Below are 642 nucleotides of genomic sequence, written 5' to 3' on the forward strand. Positions count from 1 at the left end.
TTGCCTCGTAATACGACTTGGTTTGCCTAATGCGACTTCTATTTGCTTACTATCCAGAGCACTTCCCAACGCTGTGCTTTGCGGGATATTAAGCTCNTGCTGGAAACGTGAAATTTGAGCTTTGCTGTTCGAAACATCTTCAGGAATAAGGAGGTGTAAGCATTCTTTGGCACGCGTCATTGCGACGTATAACAGACGCCTTTCACTTTCGAGCAAGGCTTTGCTTAGCATTTCATCTTTGTAGGTATAGGGCAGGGTTTTGTTGTTGAGACCGGGAATAATGACTTGTTTCCACTCGAGGCCTTTTGCGCGATGAATGGTCGATAGCTGGACCGTATCGGTTTTTTTAGTCTTATGGTTATGTTGCTCGGAGTCTTGTTGTAGCTTAATAAAAAGCTTGAGCGTATCTTCGAGGCTAAGCTTGTGTTGAGCTAGAAAGCGGGCAATTCCCTGAATTGAGGCGACTTTTTCCTCTGCATGATCGTGGCTCAGGCTAAGAGAACGAATCCCTTCATATAATTCAGTTTCATTAAAATAGCTTGCAAAGGTCGCGGCTAAGGGCTGCGGTTTGTTCTCTAGCGCATTCAGTGCTCTTGCCAGCCGTTCTAATTTTATAGCTTGTATACGCTTAATATCTTCAGG

The 642-nt window shown here is 44.5% G+C and carries 1 protein-coding gene; it reads right to left on the bottom strand.

All coding sequences use genetic code 11. The annotated features are described in order from the left end of the window. Positions 1-642: 3'-5' exonuclease (locus tag A3729_RS07620; protein WP_197475663.1), on the bottom strand; the 642-nt coding region annotated here is incomplete at both ends.

The sequence above is a fragment of the Oleiphilus sp. HI0043 genome, from assembly GCF_001634935.1.